This is a genomic window from Enterococcus sp. AZ048, assembly GCF_051715125.1.
Taxonomy (GTDB): Bacteria; Bacillota; Bacilli; order Lactobacillales; family Enterococcaceae; genus Enterococcus_A; species Enterococcus_A gilvus.
This window is the reverse complement of the sequence record NZ_JBIOTD010000001.1, coordinates 2004816-2019558: the sequence shown is the minus strand read 5'-3', so window position 1 is coordinate 2019558 and position 14743 is coordinate 2004816. Positions and strand designations below refer to the sequence as shown.

Below are 14743 nucleotides of genomic sequence, written 5' to 3'. Positions count from 1 at the left end.
TTTCCCAGCTTCATTTAAACTATAGAAAGAAGCGGGGAATGAACGTGGCACAACTTATTAATGGGAAAGAATTAGCAGAAAAATTGCAACAAGAAACAGCTGAACAAGTAAAAACATTCGCATCAAAAGGAATCCATCCAGGATTAGTCGTGTTATTAATCGGAGAAAACCCCGCAAGTCAAATTTACGTTCGAAACAAGGAACGTGCAGCAAAAAAAATCGGTATCCATTCCGAAGTAAAACGCTACCCTGAGACGATTACTGAAGCAGAACTGATCAAGGAAATCGAAGGATTCAATCAAGCAAAGGAATTCCATGGGATTTTAGTACAATTACCCTTGCCAGAGCATATCAATGAAGAAAAAGTATTGCTAGCCATCGATCCATTAAAGGACGTGGATGGCTTCCACCCAATGAATATGGGGCGGTTATTTGCGGGCATTCCTCATACGATTCCATGTACACCGTATGGCATCATGAAAATGTTTGAGGCGTATGATATTCCATTAGCCGGTAAGCAAGCTGTCGTGATTGGTCGAAGCAATATTGTAGGAAAACCGATGGCGATTTTACTGTTAGGGGCAGACGCAACCGTTACATTGACCCATTCAAAAACAGAAGACCTGGCTAAAGTAGCTAGCAAGGCAGATATCTTGGTTGTTGCCATTGGCAGAGGACATTTTGTAACGAAAGAGTTCATTAAACCAGGTGCTGTTGTGATCGATGTTGGAATGAATCGTAACGAAGATGGAAAACTGATCGGTGACGTGAAATTTGATGAAGTTGAACCAATCGCTAGTTATATTACACCGGTCCCAGGAGGCGTGGGTCCGATGACGATCACCATGCTGATGCAGCAAACAGTCGAGTGCTGCGAGCGACAAGTAGCGGATCATAAATAGCAAAGAGGTGTTTAAATGGCACAAGAGTACTTAACGGTCAGTGCATTAAACAAATATATCAAACGAAAATTCGACGTAGACCCCTATTTAGAGCGGGTCTATTTGACCGGAGAAATTTCTAACTTCCGTATGCGTGCAAATAGTCATCAATATTTCAGTTTAAAAGATGAACGTTCTAAAATTAGTGCGATCATGTTTAAAGGTGCCTTTCAAAAGTTGAAATTCTCTCCCAAAGAGGGGATGAAGGTTATGGTAGTCGGGCGTGTGGCATTGTATGAGGCTAGCGGCAATTATCAAATCTACATTGATCACATGGAACCTGATGGCGTCGGAGCATTGTATCAGGCGTTAGCTGAACTGCGAGAAAAATTAGACAAAGAAGGTTTGTTTTCTCAACCGAAGAAACCATTGCCACGCTACCCAAAACGGATTGCGGTGATTACGAGCCCAAGCGGCGCGGTGATTCGAGATATCATTACAACTGTGAAGCGTCGCTATCCGATCGCTCAGTTGGTCTTATTTCCGACGTTGGTCCAAGGAGACAAAGCAGCAGCGGATATCGTAAAAAATATCAAAAAAGCAGAATCATTGGATTTCGATACGATGATCATTGGTCGAGGCGGGGGCTCTATCGAAGACTTATGGCCCTTTAATGAAGAGAGCGTCGCACGAGCGATCGCGGCTTCTCCGATCCCGATCATCTCTTCAGTGGGCCACGAGACAGATACAACAATTGCAGATCTTGTGGCAGATGTACGTGCTGCAACACCAACGGCAGCAGCGGAATTAGCGGTGCCGGTATTATCTGAAGAAATTTTACGAATCAAAGAAAAACAGGCACGATTGGAGCAAGCGTTTCTACACCAACTGCAACGAAAAAAAGAACGCTTCGATCGGCTGCAGCAATCGTATATTTTTAAACAGCCCAATCGCTTATATGAGGCGCAAAGTATTCAATTGGATCGCTTAACACAGCAGCTCCAGCAAAATATGACAGTCTTAGTAAATCAGCGAGAACGAGAATTGATGCAATACAGCAATCGTTTGGCACAAGCAAATCCTATTAATCGTGTCCATCAAACACAGCAACAGATGATTTATTTGCAAGAGCGACTGCAGCAGCAAATGCAAGGCTATCTGGAAAGTAAGCAACGGCGTGTTCAGCAGGCCATCACGTCTCTTGATTTACTAAGCCCATTAAAAACTATGGGCCGCGGGTTTACCTACACTACGCAGGAAGAGCGTGTGATCCGATCGGTGAAAGCATTAAAAGAAAAAGAGATGACGGTCCACTTTGTTGACGGAACGGTAAAAGCATCTATTCTAGAAATTGAGGAAGGAACAGACTGATGGAAAAAAATACAACCTTTGAAGAATCAATCACGCAATTGGAAACTATCGTGACCCAATTAGAACGTGGAGACGTGCCACTAGAAGAAGCACTCGAAGCCTTCCAAAAAGGCATGGTTTTAAGCAAGCAATGCCAAGACACATTAACGAAAGCAGAAAAAACATTGACTAAGATGATGAGTGATGAGGAAGAAGTCCCTTTTACAGGTGAGGAGGAAGCTTAAATGTTGAAGCAGCTTTCTACTAAAGAATTACCTAAAGTCGAAAAAGAAATCCTTGATTTTATCAACACCTGCACGACGCATGAAGAGTTAAAGCAAAGCATGTGCTATTCAGTAGAAGCAGGCGGCAAACGTATTCGGCCGTTGATCATTTTAGCAACGGTTCAAGCATTTCGAAAGGAATTAACCCTCCCTGTGTATCAAACTGCTGGTGCACTTGAAATGATCCACACATACTCCTTGATCCACGATGATTTGCCAGCGATGGATAATGATGACTTGCGTCGTGGAAAACCGACCAATCACAAAGTTTTCGGAGAAGCGTTGGCTATTTTAGCCGGGGATGCTTTGTTGACCGGTGCTTTTCAATTAGTTAGCGAGACAACATTGAATCCCTCTGAGAGCGTTCTGTTGATTCAGCTTTTAGCGAAAGCAGCTGGCAGCAGCGGGATGGTAGCAGGACAAGCTGGAGATATGGCAGCGGAAAAACACCATGTGCCCCTCGATGAATTAAAAGCGATTCATCGTGGAAAAACCGGTGCATTATTGACCTTTGCCTTTGTTGCGGGAGGAATCTTGGCGGATCAGACCGAATATGTCATTGATCTGCTTGAAAAACTCGGTGAACATATAGGCTTGGCTTTTCAGATCCGCGACGACCTTCTAGATGTGGTTGGGACGACCGAGATGCTAGGCAAGCAAATTGGACAAGATGAAAAATCAGACAAAAGTACTTACCCAGCATTGTTGGGACTCTCTGGAGCAAAGCAAGCTCTAATCGATGAACTAGCGCAAGCAGAGGCGACGGTCCAACAGTTGACAGAAGCAACCGATTTTCAACCGAAATTGTTTGAAGAACTGCTTGCGCTTTTTGAATTGGAAAATGACTAAGCCGAAGAAAAACGAAATCTATTTATGAAGTAGGGGACAAAATGAAAAAAGAACGTGTCGATGTTTTAGCTTTCAATCAAGGACTTTTTGAAACCAGAGAAAAAGCAAAACGCGGTGTAATGGCTGGGCTTGTTTACGATCAAAAAAACGAGCGGTTAGATAAACCTGGCGAGAAAATATCGATTGAGACTATCTTGCAAGTAAAAGGTCAAAGTCTTGCGTATGTTTCTCGTGGAGGACTAAAATTAGAAAAAGCATTGAAAACTTTCGATGTAGATATCGATCAAAAAATCCTACTAGATATTGGTTCTTCGACTGGCGGCTTCACCGATGTAGCATTGCAAAACGGTGCTACGTTGAGCTATGCATTAGATGTCGGCTACAATCAGTTAGCATGGAAGCTGCGCCAAGACGAACGTGTGGTAGTGATGGAACGCACCAATTTCCGTTATTCAAAACGTGAAGATTTTGATCAAGGACAACCAAATTTTGCAACGATCGACGTGTCGTTCATCTCATTAAAATTGATTTTGCCTCCGTTACATGAAATCTTGACAGATGATGGCGATGTCGTCGCATTGATCAAGCCGCAGTTTGAAGCTGGAAAAGAATATGTAGGTAAAAAGGGTATCATCAAAGACCCGAAGACGCATCTAATGGTTTTAGAAGACATTACCTCCTTTGCGGCAGCTCATGGATTTGATGTGCAGGAACTAACATACTCTCCTATTACTGGTGGTGAGGGAAACATCGAATTTTTAGCTCATATGAAAAAGGTCCCTGTTCCCGGAACCCTAAATGCAGCAATCGATTTGGCGAACGTCGTTTCAGAAGCGCATCAAAAGCTAGATAAGTAGTCAGGAGGAAACGGAATGCGGAAACAAGAGCGGCATCGGATTATCACACAATTGTTGAACGAGTACGATGTGAAAAAACAAGAAGATTTTGTAGAAATTCTTTCTCAACAAGGCGTGACAGTCACACAAGCAACGATTTCACGAGACATCAAAGAAATGAAACTGATCAAAGTTCCGGCTCAAAATGGCGGCTATCGCTATAGTGTACCGCGAAAAGAACAAGAAGACGTGAATGGGAAATTAGCAGACCTTTTAAAAGAAGCAGTCGTTTTCGTTGATCAAATGGAAAAATTTATCACAGTAAAAACATTGCCTGGGAATGCTTCGGCCTGTGCAAATTTATTAGAGAAACAATTCACGAAAATCTTATTTACGACTTTGAATGATGATGACAGTATCTTGATGATCGCTAGAACAGAAGAAGATGCCAAGCACATTCAGCAAGATATTGCTCAGAAAAGTCAAAATAAGTAGCATGTCTCATTAAAAGGAGAATCTGAAGAATGTTACAAGAATTGACAATCAAAAATTTTGCCATCATTTCTTCGTTGCACTTGGGTTTTACCGATGGCATGACAGCTTTGACTGGTGAAACGGGTGCCGGAAAATCAATTATTATTGATGCCGTCAGCTTATTAGCGGGTGCCCGTTCATCCATCGAATACATTCGACAAGGCAGCGAGAAATGTTTGATTGAAGGCCTTTTCGATTTACCGAAGCAGAATGAATTTCAGCTTCTCATGGAAGAGTTAGGTATTGAGGTTGACGAAGCGGGGCTCATCGTTCAAAGAGATTTGAATGTTTCTGGGAAAAGCATTTCACGAGTCAATGGCAGGATCGTGACGCTAGCTAACTTACGACGAATTGGACAGTTTTTAGTTGATATTCAGGGGCAAAATGATCATCAGGAGCTTATGCATCCTGAATCCCATTTACGATTGCTGGATAGTTTTGGTGATGCTGCTTTTCAGCAAATTAAACTGACGTATCAAACGGCGTATCGAAGCTATATTACTTTGGTGAACCAAGTCAAAAAGTTTAAGCAAAACGAACAATCCTTTGTCCAACGAATCGATATGTTGACGTTTCAACAAGAAGAGATCGGAAATGCAGAATTGACAGTTGGGGAAGAAGAGAAGCTGCTTGAAGAACGTGAGAAGCTGACGAACTACCAACGAATCGTCGACAGTCTTTCGAACAGTTATCAAGCGATGACGAACGAGGAAACGAGTTCTCTTGATGCGATTGGGTCAGCGAGTCAAGAACTGCAAACAATTGCTTCTCTAGATAAAGAGTACGAAAATATCTCAGACAATGTTCATAGCGCATACTATTTGCTGCAAGACGCTGTTAGTGAGATAGGGCGTCAGTTGGATCTTTTGGAGTTAGATGAAGAGCGACTGGATTTAGTCAATGAGCGTTTAGAATTGATCCATCAATTGAAAAGAAAATATGGCGATTCGATCGAGCATATCTTGAAATACTATGATCAAATCAGTCAAGAATTACTAGACTCTGATTTTTCCGGAGACAAGCTTGAAAAGCTTGAGAAGGAGCTAATCGACAAAGAGGAGCAGCTTCACGAATTAGCGAAGACGCTGCAAACTGCTCGAAAAAATATGGCGGAGAAGTTAGAAGCAGAAATTCAACGAGAGTTGAAAGATCTTTATATGGAAAACGCCCGATTTAAAGTAGTATTTAAGGAAATTCCTTTTGTATCAGATGGGATAGATGAAGTAGAATTCTATATTATGACCAATCCTGGGGAACCCCTGAAGCCTTTAGTTAAGGTAGCATCCGGCGGAGAGATTTCTCGGATCATGTTAGCATTAAAAACCATTTTTTCAAAAACGCAAGAGCTGACGAGTATCGTCTTTGATGAAGTAGACACAGGAGTGAGTGGTCGTGTCGCACAAGCAATTGCAGATAAAATTTATCAAATCGGAAAGAATTCTCAGGCGCTCTGCATCACGCACCTTCCTCAAGTAGCTGCAAAAGCAGATCATCAACTATTTATCCGCAAAGAAATCGTTGGCGGTCGGACAGTGACGAAGGTGGAAGAAATGAAGGAAGCAGATCGGACAGAAGAGATCGCGCGAATGCTTGCTGGAACCGAAATTACCGATCTAACGGTGAAGCATGCCAAAGAATTATTGCAATTAGCAAAAAAATAGCCGGAGCAGCTGCTCCGGCTATTTGCTTACATAATACTAAGTAGACTACTCAAAACTAATGAACCAATTGTTAAAATTAACATGGTCCAAATAACAACCTTGGTAACTTTAGAAAATGTACTAGTGGATTTTTTGTTATTCATGATGTCACCATCCTCAAAAAAATTTCAAATTCATCATACTCTATTTCGTAAAACTCCGCAATCAACTGGAAAAAACTTTTAAAAAATACTAAGAAATCTTTTCGCGACGATATTGCGAATTCAATTGTTAAAACTCTCTAAATCCTTTATATTTTAAATGAATTGAAACACGAATGTAACGATAATGCAGTATAGTGAGGGTAGTAGTTTGAAGAGGAAGGACTGTATTTGTTGGCATCATTTTCACCAATATTATTGTTATGGTACATTTTTCCAATAATCGTCTTTTTAGGGTCTGATTATATCGTAACAACTTTTAAATTAAAACAACGCTTCAATTTGAAAACGCCAGATATTACTGTGCCATTTTTAATTGTTGGAATGCACGAAATTTCAAAAAGTATTAGTTCGTTTTCGATTTTACCATATTTTTTATTAACCATCCTATTATTAGGGATAAGTGTTGTGGTCTTTCAAGCCTATCGCTATCGCGAAATCATGTATGGTCGCTTCTTTAAGATGTTTTGGCGCTTGACGTTCTTATTGTCCGTGCTGGTCTATTTTATACTGATTATCGCTAGTATTATTAATGCCTTATAAACACTAAAAACTTCTAAAAGACTCTAGATTACCCGCCTTCTGCCTGACAAGACAACATGGTTAGAGAAGGTCAAGAAAGTGTTATTTTTGTTTTTTACAAAATGTGGTAGATTGTGGGGGATTGTGGTAGACTAATCTCATGCGGTGGTAAAAAGGGGTGGAGTCTAGATGTTCATGGGTGAATTTCAGCACAATATTGATGCGAAAGGTCGATTGATCGTTCCATCAAAATTACGTGAACAATTAGGCGAAAAATTCGTTGTTACCCGAGGCATGGACGGCTGTCTGTTTGGGTACCCATTAGACGAATGGAGCCAACTAGAAACAAAGTTGAATGAGATGCCGCTTTCTAAGAAGGATGCGCGCGCGTTCGTACGTTTTTTCTATTCAGCAGCCACTGAGTGTGAGATTGATAAGCAAGGTCGAATTAACATCCCAGCATCTTTACGCAGTCACGCTTCAATTGAAAAAGAGTGTGTGATTATTGGGGTCGCTAATCGAATCGAGATTTGGGATCAAACACGTTGGAATGACTTTACAAAAGAAACAGAAGCTAGTTTTGATGACATTGCAGAAACAATGGTCGATTTTGGATTTTAGAGAAGAGGATTATGAATGACAGACTTTCAACATACAACCGTTTTGCTTCATGAAACAGTTGATGGTCTAGCAATCAAACCAGACGGTATTTATGTTGATTGTACATTAGGCGGAGCTGGACATAGTGAATATTTACTGAGTCAGCTAAACACGGACGGACATCTGTATGCTTTTGATCAAGATCAAAAAGCAATTGATAACGCAAAAATTCGCTTAGCTGAGTATGTACAAAAAAATCAAGTGACCTTTGTTAAAGCTAATTTTAGAGAACTTACGGCTGAATTAAATCACTTAGGTGTGACGGAAGTCGATGGGATTTTATATGATCTAGGTGTTTCCTCTCCACAACTGGACGAAGCAGAGCGTGGCTTTAGTTATCATCAAGATGCACCACTGGATATGCGCATGGATCAAGATGCACCTTTGAGTGCGTATCAAGTTGTAAATGATTATTCTTATCATGAATTAGTGAAAATATTTTTCCGTTATGGAGAAGAAAAATTTTCTAAGCAAATCGCTCGTGTGATTGAACGCAAGCGAGAAGAACAACCAATCGAAACGACTGGACAGTTAGTAGATATTATTAAAGAAGTGATACCTGCACCTGCGAGACGTAAAGGCGGACATCCCGCTAAACGCGTTTTCCAAGCAATACGTATTGCAGTAAATGATGAGTTAGGTGCGATCGAGAGTTCTTTAGAGCAGGCGATTGACTTGTTAGCGATTGAAGGAAGAGTCAGCGTGATTACCTTCCATTCATTAGAAGATCGGATCGTCAAAACGATGTTTAAAGAATTCAGTACACCAAAAGACATGCCTCCGGGCTTGCCGATGGTACCGGAAGAATTTCAACCAGTATTAAAACTGGTCAATCGTAAACCAATAGTTGCCTCAGAAGAGGAATTAAATGAAAATAACCGCGCGAGAAGTGCTAAATTGCGAATCGCTGAGAAAGTGAAGAAAGGATAAGGACGATGGCTGAATTAAAAGATAAACAACAGTTTCAATTTGATTCTCAGCAAGAAGAGATTCACCAAACGCCAGATTCTTTTCAAGTCTTCGTTTCTCCTGGAGATCGCTTAAAGAAAATCACACGAGTTGAAAAATTTGCTGTGTTAGCCTTCTTAGTGATGTTGATTGGACTATCTATCGTGATGGTTAATTATCGTAACGAAATCAGTAAAACTCAAAATGAAATTACAAGTATTCAAACGAACATTGACGCAAATGAAAAAACAGCGACCCAACTACAACAAGAAAAGAGCGAATTGTCTCGTTCCGATCGGCTTAAAGAAGTTGCTGAGAAAGCTGGTCTTTCGATCAATGACGCGAATTTAAGGAAAGTGAAGTAAATGAGCTTTAAAAGGCTACGAAGAAAAATCCGAAAAAAGAATTTAACTCCGATGAACAATCGCAAAAAAGTAGGCGTTATTTTGTTTGCTACGAGTATTGGATTGTTCTTTTTGTTTGCCGTTCGCATGATTTATGTTGTAGCGGGCGGACACGTTGCGGGAACCTCCTTGAAGGCTAAAACAGAGGAATTGTACCACGGCGGCGAGGTTGTTAAGGCGAAGCGCGGGACAATCTATGATCGCAATGGAGAAGTCATCGCAGAAGATGCAACCTCTTACTCGATCTATGCGATTCTTTCAGAAAGTTATGTATCAGGGAAAGATAAACTATACGCGCAAGAAAAAAACTTTGACGAGTTAGCTTCTATTTTACATAAGTATTTAGGGATCAAAGAAAAGTCAGCGCTAAAAACCCTGAAAAGCGGTATAAACAGTGATGGTACAAGTAAGTACTATCAGGTTGAATTTGGAAGCAAAGGGAAAAATATCTCTGAAGAAACCAAACAAAACATTGAGGATGCAATGAAAGCTGCGAAAGTTAAAGGCCTGTACTTTAACGAACACACCGATCGGATGTATCCAAATGGAAATTTCGCGTCTCATTTCATCGGCTATGCACAACCAGATAAAAAAGAAGCATTGGTCGGAATGATGGGGCTTGAAGCGGCCTATGATGATGTCTTAAAAGGGAAAGATGGAAAAGTCGTTTACCAGAAAGACGAAAATCAGCGCCCTATTCCAGGTAGTGTTGCCGAAGAAAAAAAGGCAGTCAACGGCGAGGATATTTACACAACCTTAGATGCAGGTCTTCAAAGTTATTTGGAGACATTATTAGACAAAGTTAATGCAGAAGCAAAACCTTCAGAAATGACCGCAACATTAATGCAAGCAAAAACAGGAGATATTCTTGCGATGTCTCAACGTCCGACCTTTAATCCTGAAACGAAAGAAGGATTAGGAGAAGAAGATGCGTGGCGGAATTTCTTGATAGAAGACAGTTATGAACCTGGTTCGACGATGAAGGTCTTTACTACTGCTGCTGCAGTGAATGAAGGCATCTTTAATGAAAACGAAAGTTATATGTCTGGCAAGATTCAAGTAGCAGACGCTACCATTAATGACTGGGATCTGGGTAAAAAAGGAATTTTGACCATGCGTCAAGCGCTGTCTTGGTCTAGTAATGTCGGGATGGTCAAATTAGAGGAACGATTAGGCGATAAATGGCCTGAATACGTAAAGCGTTTTGGATTCGGTCAAAGTACCTACTCTGGTTTACCAGGTGAAACGAAAGGCACGCTGCCAACAAGCAATATCGTTGACCAAGCGATGAGCGCATATGGGCAAGCGATTGGTGTAACAAACTTCCAAATGATGCGCGGGTTCACCGCAGTAGCAAATGATGGAAAAATGTTACAGCCTCATTATATTGAAAAAGTTTCTAACCCTAATACTGGAAAAGAAATTATCACGAAGCCAGAAGTAGTAGGTGAGCCAATTACACCCGAAACTGCGAAAAAGGTCCGTGAATATATGCGAGATACTGTTGAAAGTGAAAACTATGGTTCTGCGTACGATCAATATAAAGTGCCAGGATATAATATTTCAGCAAAGACAGGAACAGCACAGATTGCAGAAAACGGTCGGTATTTGACTGGTGAAACAAACTATATCTATTCAATTGCTTTGATGCTTCCTTCCGAGGACCCAGAGTATATCTTGTACTTAACGATGAAACAGCCGCAAGAGAACAAAGCAGGGATTTTGGGTGATATTGCGAATCCATTACTGAGTCGTGCAATGGATTTCCAAAATAGCGATTCAGATTCTTCGAACGAAGAAAGCAATACAAAAGTCACTGTAGAAGATTATCGCAACCTTTCAACTGCTAAAGCAGCGGCTGATGCTAATAAACGCGGAGTGACTGCGGTAGTTGTTGGAGACGGCGACAAGGTCGTTCAACAATCTGCGAAGCCAGGAGAAAAAGTCATGGCAAATGAACATTTGATTTTGTTGACAGATGGGAAGAAAGAAATGCCCGATGTTCGAGGCTGGTCAAAAGCAGATATCTTAAAATTGACCAATCTATTAGATATTGATGTTAGCTTTAAAGGGGACGGTTATTGTACGAAACAAAGTATTGCTCCTTATACAGAAGTATCTAAAAAGAAATTGAAAATCACGTTAGGTTAGGACTGGAGAGAAAAAAATGCAACCGGCACAACTATTTATTGCTTTTGCCAGTAGTTTCGCAATTACTGTTGCAGGCATGCCTTTTATTATTGGTTACTTTAGAATGAAGAAACAAGGACAAGAAATTCGGGATGAAGGTCCGAAATGGCATAATTCAAAAGCGGGAACTCCCACAATGGGTGGGTTAGGATTTTTAGCTGCCGCAGTGATCACTGCGATTTGGTTTAGCCTTTGGGCTCATCAAATGACAACATCGCTACTAATTTTGGTCTTTGTTTTACTATTGTATGGAATCATCGGATTTTTAGATGATTTCATCAAATTGTCGAAGAAACAAAATGAAGGACTGACTTCTGGGCAAAAATTTATTGCACAAGTTATCGTAGCAATTGTCTTTTACATTGTTTATCGAATGGAAGGCTACCCGAATACCTTGAACTTCTTTGGTATTGATTTACCATTAAATATTATTTACGGCTTGTTTGTGATTATATGGCTGGTTGGCTTTTCTAATGCAGTAAACTTAACTGACGGAATTGATGGATTGGTTTCTGGTCTAGGAACGATTTCCTTTGCAACTTATGGAATCATCGCATGGCATCAGCAACAGTACGAGGTATTGATTGTCTGTCTCGCAGTCATGGGCGGATTAGTCGGATTTTTCCCATACAATAAGAAACCGGCGAAAATTTTCATGGGTGATGTTGGTTCACTCGCTTTGGGTGGATTGTTGGCAGCTGTGTCGATCATTTTGCATCAAGAGTGGACATTGCTACTGGTTGGATTGGTTTACATTTTTGAAACAGCAAGCGTGATTATTCAAGTCACTTCCTTTAAAATGACAGGGAAGCGTGTTTTTAAAATGTCCCCATTGCATCACCATTTTGAAATGTCTGGTTGGTCAGAATGGAAAGTGGATACGGTGTTTTGGGCAATTGGACTTATCGCATCCATTGTTGTTTTATTGATCGTACTGTAGGAGATGACTAGAAAATGAAACAAATCAAACAATATGAGAACGAAAAAGTATTAGTATTAGGATTAGCAAAAAGTGGATTTAGTGCGGCCAAGTTATTAAATGACTTGGGCGCACTTGTTACGGTCAACGATGGAAAGCCGTTTGAAGAAAATCCAGAAGCCCAAGGGTTATTGGAGCAAGGCGTACGAGTGATCACTGGACATCATCCGATCGAATTGTTGGATGAAGATTTCTCTTTGATGGTTAAAAATCCTGGAATTCCGTACGATAATCCTTTAGTAGCAAAAGCAGAAGAACTGCATATCCCAATCTTGACCGAAGTGGAGTTGGCTTATCAAGTCGCAGAATGCCCAATCGTTGGAATCACTGGAACGAATGGCAAGACGACGACAACCACCATGATCGGTCTATTGTTGAATCAAGAAAGAGCGGCAGGAAAAGCTCACTTAGCTGGGAATATTGGTTTTCCGGGTAGTGAAGTTGCTGCAAAGGCAAGTGCAGATGATGACATCGTTATGGAGCTATCGAGCTTTCAACTAATGGGGATCAAAGAATTTAAGCCGCAAATTGCTGTGATTACAAATATCTATGAAGCGCATTTGGATTATCACAAGACTCGAGAAAACTACGTGGCGGCAAAATGGGCGATTCAAGAAAATATGACGGCTACAGATTACTTAGTACTCAATTGGAATTCAAAGGAATTACAGGAAATGAGCAGAGGAACTAAAGCAACTGTTGTTCCTTTCTCAACTAAAGAGGTATTACGAAATGGTTCTTATCTATTAGAGGGTGCATTATATTACCAAGACGAAAAAATCATGGATGCTTCCGAACTAGGAGTACCCGGCGCACATAATATTGAAAATGCTCTAGCCGCAATTGTTGTAGCAAAATTAAAAGGCGTTTCCAATAAAAGCATTCGGGCAGCATTGAGTAATTTCCATGGTGTGCCGCATCGAACACAGTATGTAGACACAATTAATGGACGGAAATTTTACAATGATTCAAAAGCCACGAATAGTTTAGCTACAGAAATGGCATTAAGCGGTTTCGATAATGATCGCCTAATTTTATTAGCGGGTGGTTTGGATCGCGGAAATGGATTTGATGAACTAATACCTTCACTCGAAGGAATCAAAGCAATGATTCTTTTTGGTGAAACAAAAGATAAATTAGCTGATGTTGCGAAACAAGCAGGAGTTGAAACAATCATTAAAACATCAAATGTTGAGACTGCCGTACCATTGGCGTATGAGCAAAGCAAAGAGGGCGACAGTATTTTACTTTCTCCCGCTAATGCAAGTTGGGATCAATACCCCAACTTTGAAATTCGTGGAGACAAATTTATGCAAGCTGTGAAACAGTTAGAAAAGTAGGGAAAATGAAATGAGAATACTTGTGACAGGCGGCGGCACGGGCGGACACATCTATCCAGCCTTAGCATTTATCCGTTACGTACAAAAAATCCAACCGGATTCTGAATTTTTATATGTGGGAACACATCGAGGGTTGGAAAATAAAATCGTGCCTGAGACAGGCATCTCTTTTAAAACAATCAAAATTCAAGGATTCAAACGGAAGCTTTCGTTAGATAATGTAAAGACCGTACAGTTGTTTCTTGAGAGTATTAAGCGTTCGAAAGAAATCTTACGTGAGTTCAAGCCAGATGTTGTTATCGGAACGGGGGGCTATGTCTCTGGATCCGTGGTCTATGCAGCTGCACGAATGAAAATTCCAACGATTGTTCACGAACAAAATAGCGTTCCAGGGATCACAAACAAATTTTTGAGTCGCTTTGCTGACCGAATTGGGATTTGTTTTCCTGATGCAGCGCAATATTTTCCAGAAAATAAAACAGTATTAGTAGGGAATCCGAGAGCTCAAGAAGTTGTTACTAGCGGAAAATCGGAGGTCTTAGAACAGTACGGATTACTTCCCGATATCCCTACAGTTTTAATTTTCGGTGGAAGCCAGGGCGCATTAAAAATAAATCAGGCAGTTATTCAAGCACTGCCTAAATTTTCTCAAAAAGAATACCAAGTACTTTATGCTTCAGGGGATCGTTATTATAACGAAATTTCTGAAAAAATCGATGTAGACAAAATCAGTCACAACCTTTCGCTGCAACCATATATAAAAAATATGACAGACGTTATGGCGAATGTTGATCTGTTGATCGGTCGGGCTGGAGCAACATCAATTGCAGAATTTACGGCCTTGGGATTGCCAGCAATTTTAATTCCGAGTCCTTATGTGACAAACGATCATCAAACAAAAAATGCACAAAGCTTAGTAAATGCTGGGGCTGTCAAGATGATTACTGATGCAGAGTTAACAGGTGAAAATCTAGTAGAAGCTGTAGATGAAATCATGGCGGACTCTGAAAAAAGAGAAAATATGGCGAAAGCCTCTCGACAAGAAGGGATACCCGATGCAGCTGAGCGCCTTTGGGCATTGGTAAACGAGATCGTCAAATAGTTT

Annotated in this window: 16 protein-coding genes; 15 read left to right on the top strand and 1 reads right to left on the bottom strand. The window is 40.7% G+C overall.

The features are described 5' to 3' along the window. Positions 1-44: 44 nt before the first annotated feature. The 7 genes from IGI66_RS09950 to recN are packed head-to-tail and all read left to right on the top strand — an operon-like array spanning position 45 to position 6395. A complete protein-coding gene (locus tag IGI66_RS09950; RefSeq protein WP_044926539.1) occupies positions 45-902 on the top strand; it encodes a bifunctional methylenetetrahydrofolate dehydrogenase/methenyltetrahydrofolate cyclohydrolase in 858 nt (285 codons plus the stop codon). A gap of 15 nt (positions 903-917) precedes the next feature. Next, positions 918-2252: an exodeoxyribonuclease VII large subunit gene (xseA, locus tag IGI66_RS09945; protein WP_438848784.1), complete on the top strand. Its 1335-nt coding sequence runs from the start codon at positions 918-920 to the stop codon at positions 2250-2252. Continuing rightward, a complete protein-coding gene (locus IGI66_RS09940; RefSeq protein WP_010780211.1) occupies positions 2252-2476 on the top strand; it encodes an exodeoxyribonuclease VII small subunit in 225 nt (74 codons plus the stop codon). The genes xseA and IGI66_RS09940 overlap by 1 nt, the downstream gene beginning before the upstream one ends. Then, complete coding sequence (locus IGI66_RS09935) at positions 2477-3364, top strand: polyprenyl synthetase family protein (RefSeq protein WP_438848782.1); 888 nt, start codon at positions 2477-2479, stop codon at positions 3362-3364. It begins immediately after the preceding gene. A 41-nt stretch (positions 3365-3405) separates the two neighbouring features. Further along, complete coding sequence (locus IGI66_RS09930) at positions 3406-4221, top strand: TlyA family RNA methyltransferase (protein WP_438848780.1); 816 nt, start codon at positions 3406-3408, stop codon at positions 4219-4221. Positions 4222-4236: 15 nt separating this feature from the next. Then, positions 4237-4695 carry an arginine repressor gene (locus IGI66_RS09925; protein ID WP_010780214.1) on the top strand — a complete coding sequence of 153 codons (459 nt, stop codon included), beginning with the start codon at positions 4237-4239 and terminating at the stop codon, positions 4693-4695. A gap of 29 nt (positions 4696-4724) precedes the next feature. After that, entirely contained in the window at positions 4725-6395 is a 1671-nt protein-coding gene (gene recN / locus IGI66_RS09920) for a DNA repair protein RecN (protein ID WP_438848778.1), read from the top strand. A 26-nt stretch (positions 6396-6421) separates the two neighbouring features. On the opposite strand, the gene IGI66_RS09915 is transcribed toward recN, so the two are convergent. After that, on the bottom strand, positions 6422-6538 hold the full coding sequence (locus tag IGI66_RS09915) for a DUF4044 domain-containing protein (RefSeq protein WP_010745911.1): 117 nt from the start codon (positions 6536-6538) through the stop codon (positions 6422-6424). 228 nt (positions 6539-6766) lie between these two features. On the opposite strand from IGI66_RS09915, the gene IGI66_RS09910 reads away from it, so the two are divergent. The 8 genes from IGI66_RS09910 to murG all read left to right on the top strand — a co-directional run bounded on the left by IGI66_RS09910 (position 6767) and on the right by murG (position 14740). Further along, positions 6767-7138 carry a DUF3397 domain-containing protein gene (locus tag IGI66_RS09910; RefSeq protein WP_010780216.1) on the top strand — a complete coding sequence of 124 codons (372 nt, stop codon included), beginning with the start codon at positions 6767-6769 and terminating at the stop codon, positions 7136-7138. Between the two features lie 168 nt (positions 7139-7306). Beyond that, positions 7307-7738, top strand: coding sequence for a division/cell wall cluster transcriptional repressor MraZ (gene mraZ, locus IGI66_RS09905; RefSeq protein ID WP_010780217.1), 432 nt, complete (start codon positions 7307-7309; stop codon positions 7736-7738). Between the two features lie 15 nt (positions 7739-7753). Next, complete coding sequence (rsmH, locus tag IGI66_RS09900; protein WP_314581092.1) at positions 7754-8707, top strand: 16S rRNA (cytosine(1402)-N(4))-methyltransferase RsmH; 954 nt, start codon at positions 7754-7756, stop codon at positions 8705-8707. A 5-nt stretch (positions 8708-8712) separates the two neighbouring features. After that, the gene (gene ftsL, locus IGI66_RS09895; RefSeq protein WP_086303493.1) at positions 8713-9090 is read left to right on the top strand and encodes a cell division protein FtsL; all 378 of its coding nucleotides are present in this window, start codon (positions 8713-8715) and stop codon (positions 9088-9090) included. After that, positions 9091-11280: a penicillin-binding transpeptidase domain-containing protein gene (locus IGI66_RS09890; RefSeq protein ID WP_288225824.1), complete on the top strand. Its 2190-nt coding sequence runs from the start codon at positions 9091-9093 to the stop codon at positions 11278-11280. A 16-nt stretch (positions 11281-11296) separates the two neighbouring features. After that, positions 11297-12259, top strand: a complete 963-nt coding sequence (gene mraY / locus IGI66_RS09885) for a phospho-N-acetylmuramoyl-pentapeptide-transferase (protein ID WP_010780221.1) — start codon at positions 11297-11299, stop codon at positions 12257-12259. A 14-nt stretch (positions 12260-12273) separates the two neighbouring features. Further along, a complete protein-coding gene (murD, locus tag IGI66_RS09880; RefSeq protein WP_438848774.1) occupies positions 12274-13638 on the top strand; it encodes a UDP-N-acetylmuramoyl-L-alanine--D-glutamate ligase in 1365 nt (454 codons plus the stop codon). Positions 13639-13648: 10 nt separating this feature from the next. Further along, a complete protein-coding gene (murG, locus tag IGI66_RS09875; RefSeq protein WP_114524707.1) occupies positions 13649-14740 on the top strand; it encodes an undecaprenyldiphospho-muramoylpentapeptide beta-N-acetylglucosaminyltransferase in 1092 nt (363 codons plus the stop codon). The last annotated feature ends 3 nt before the right edge of the window (positions 14741-14743 follow it).

Coding starts and splice junctions, on each gene's coding strand:
- ftsL (WP_086303493.1), top strand. CDS start 8,713: ATGGCTGAATTAAAAGATAAACAACAGTTTCAATTTGATTCTCAGCAA.
- IGI66_RS09935 (WP_438848782.1), top strand. CDS start 2,477: ATGTTGAAGCAGCTTTCTACTAAAGAATTACCTAAAGTCGAAAAAGAA.
- mraY (WP_010780221.1), top strand. CDS start 11,297: ATGCAACCGGCACAACTATTTATTGCTTTTGCCAGTAGTTTCGCAATT.
- IGI66_RS09940 (WP_010780211.1), top strand. CDS start 2,252: ATGGAAAAAAATACAACCTTTGAAGAATCAATCACGCAATTGGAAACT.
- mraZ (WP_010780217.1), top strand. CDS start 7,307: ATGTTCATGGGTGAATTTCAGCACAATATTGATGCGAAAGGTCGATTG.
- recN (WP_438848778.1), top strand. CDS start 4,725: ATGTTACAAGAATTGACAATCAAAAATTTTGCCATCATTTCTTCGTTG.
- IGI66_RS09890 (WP_288225824.1), top strand. CDS start 9,091: ATGAGCTTTAAAAGGCTACGAAGAAAAATCCGAAAAAAGAATTTAACT.
- IGI66_RS09925 (WP_010780214.1), top strand. CDS start 4,237: ATGCGGAAACAAGAGCGGCATCGGATTATCACACAATTGTTGAACGAG.
- IGI66_RS09915 (WP_010745911.1), bottom strand. CDS start 6,538: ATGAATAACAAAAAATCCACTAGTACATTTTCTAAAGTTACCAAGGTT.
- murD (WP_438848774.1), top strand. CDS start 12,274: ATGAAACAAATCAAACAATATGAGAACGAAAAAGTATTAGTATTAGGA.
- murG (WP_114524707.1), top strand. CDS start 13,649: ATGAGAATACTTGTGACAGGCGGCGGCACGGGCGGACACATCTATCCA.
- xseA (WP_438848784.1), top strand. CDS start 918: ATGGCACAAGAGTACTTAACGGTCAGTGCATTAAACAAATATATCAAA.
- IGI66_RS09930 (WP_438848780.1), top strand. CDS start 3,406: ATGAAAAAAGAACGTGTCGATGTTTTAGCTTTCAATCAAGGACTTTTT.
- rsmH (WP_314581092.1), top strand. CDS start 7,754: ATGACAGACTTTCAACATACAACCGTTTTGCTTCATGAAACAGTTGAT.